This window comes from Mesorhizobium sp. M7A.F.Ca.CA.002.05.1.1 (assembly GCF_003998335.1).
Lineage (GTDB): Bacteria > Pseudomonadota > Alphaproteobacteria > Rhizobiales > Rhizobiaceae > Mesorhizobium.
Genome location: NZ_RZQI01000994.1, coordinates 1 through 2,072, shown reverse-complemented (window position 1 = coordinate 2,072; position 2,072 = coordinate 1). Strand labels below are relative to the sequence as shown.

Sequence of the window (2,072 nt, the reverse complement as noted above, 5' to 3'; positions counted from 1 at the left end):
CGGCCATGCACCAGCACACGGGCGCCCGCGGCGCCGAGCCGTTGCGCGACGACCCGGCCGACGCCATCGGTAGAGCCGGTGATGAGGATCGTCTTGTCTTTGAGTTCCATGTTCAGAGCCTCCGTTCTGTTGCTCTGAACCGAAGATGGGACAGTTGGCGCGGGCCAAACAGTTCAAACTTTATCCTGGTATCAATACTGCTATAATACCCGCATGGAGTCCCAACCCCACGCTGCCCCCACACATTCGGCTGAAGACAGCCGCCGGCGCGAACTCGGCGCCTTCCTGCGCTCGCGCCGCGAAAGGCTGACGCCCTCGGCCACCGGCATCGCCACCGGTCTCAGGCGGCGTACGCCGGGCTTGCGCCGCGAGGAGGTGGCGATGATCGCCGGTGTCGGCACCACCTGGTACACATGGCTGGAGCAGGGGCGGGAGGTCAGGCCCTCGGTCGAGGTGCTGACGGCACTTGCCGAAGCACTGCGCCTCGACGCCGCCGAAAAACAGCATCTGTTCATCCTCGCCGACCGCCAGCAGCCGGAGCGCCGTGCCGTGGCGCCGGAAAAAGTCGACGGCCCCTTGCTGCACATGCTGCAGAGCCTGGTGCTGCAGCCGGCCTATGTTGTCGGGCGGCGCTGGGATGTGCTGGCCTGGAACCCGGCTGCCGTCGCGGTGTTCGGCGACTATGGCTTGCTGGAGGGGGACGCCCGCAACATCGTCCACATGGTGTTCACCAGCCCGCACCACCGGCGCCTCCTGGTCGACTGGGAGCAACTGGCGCGCACCGTGCTGGCCTCCTTCCGGGCCGCGAGTGCGCGTTATGTCGGCGATCCGGATTTCGAGCGGCTGATCGAGTTGATGACGCGTTCGAGCCCCGAATTTCGCGCTTGGTGGCCGCAGCGCGACGTCGCGCACCGGTTGTCGGGGGTGAAGCATGTCCGGCACCCGAGCGCGGGCGCCATGATCTTCGAGCATATGAGCCTGTCGATCGGCGATGGCTCCGACATGAAGCTGATCGTCTATACGCCGCTTGCCGAGCAGAACTCGGTCGCCAAGCTGCAGACATTGCTGGACGCCCTGCCGGCCGAGCGGCGCAGCGCGTAACCCTCCACTTCGTCATCCCAGGGCGGAGCAGCCGCGAAGCGGCGTCGAGGAGACCCTGGGATCCATTCCGTGACATTGGTCGAAGGGTACAGCGGAGCAGAATTTGTACCGTTGCGGCGCGTTGAAGTCGCGGCATGGATTCTAGGGTCTGCGCCGCGTCGCTTCGCTCCTTGCTTCGCCCTAGAATGACGAAATCAATGTGCGCTTCGGCCAATCCCCACCGTCTGGGATAGCCCGACGACTGCCAAGTTGACCCAAGACGTGATCTCGCTGCTACCCCTTCGGCTTGAGGCCATCGAGGAACAATTGTTCGAGAAACCTTGCCGCATCCTCGAAGCGGCCGTCGCCGCCGCGGTTCGGCCCGAGGACGGCGCGGACTTGGACGTCGAAATCGGCATAATGCTGCGTCGTCGCCCAGATCGAGAAGATCAGGTGCCACGGATCGGTCTTGGCGATCTTGCCGGCGCGCATCCAGCCCTTGATGACGGTCGCCTTCTCGTCGACCAGCGTCTTCAACTCTCCGGCCAGCAGCGGCATGATGCGCGGCGCGCCTTGCAGGATCTCGTTGGCGAATAGCCGGCTCTCGCGCGGAAAGTCGCGTGCCATTTCCAGCTTGCGTCTGATGTAGCTGCGCAATTCGGTCAAGGGGTCGCCGATGTCATCGAGTTCACGCAGCGGCGCCAGCCAGGTGTCGAGCAGGCGCTGCATCAGCGTCTCGTGGATGTCTTCCTTGCGGCGGAAATAATAGAGCAGGTTCGGCTTCGACATGCCGGCGGCTTCGGCGATCTGGTCAAGGGTCGAGCCACGAAAACCGTTGGTCGAGAAAACCTCGAGCGCCGCCTCCAGGATGAATTCGCGCTTTTCCTGCTGGATGCGGGTGCGACGAGGAGCGTCCGTGGTCACCGTTGCCAGCCCTCGCGTTGAGGGTCATCTGGACCAATTCTCTGGACCAGTTTTTCCCTAGCCTGTGG

At 64.2% G+C, this 2,072-nt stretch carries 2 protein-coding genes and 1 pseudogene; 1 reads left to right on the top strand and 2 read right to left on the bottom strand.

All coding sequences use genetic code 11. From position 1 onward, the window contains the following. Positions 1-110: pseudogene (locus EN939_RS39470) on the bottom strand (3-oxoacyl-ACP reductase); the annotation flags it as partial. Between the two features lie 103 nt (positions 111-213). Here EN939_RS39470 and EN939_RS31590 point away from each other — a divergent pair. Next, a complete protein-coding gene (locus tag EN939_RS31590; RefSeq protein ID WP_127271519.1) occupies positions 214-1,101 on the top strand; it encodes a helix-turn-helix transcriptional regulator in 888 nt (295 codons plus the stop codon). A 273-nt stretch (positions 1,102-1,374) separates the two neighbouring features. Here EN939_RS31590 and EN939_RS31585 read toward each other — a convergent pair whose 3' ends face one another. Continuing rightward, entirely contained in the window at positions 1,375-2,004 is a 630-nt protein-coding gene (locus EN939_RS31585; RefSeq protein ID WP_127271517.1) for a TetR family transcriptional regulator C-terminal domain-containing protein, read from the bottom strand. Between the last annotated feature and the right edge of the window lie 68 nt (positions 2,005-2,072).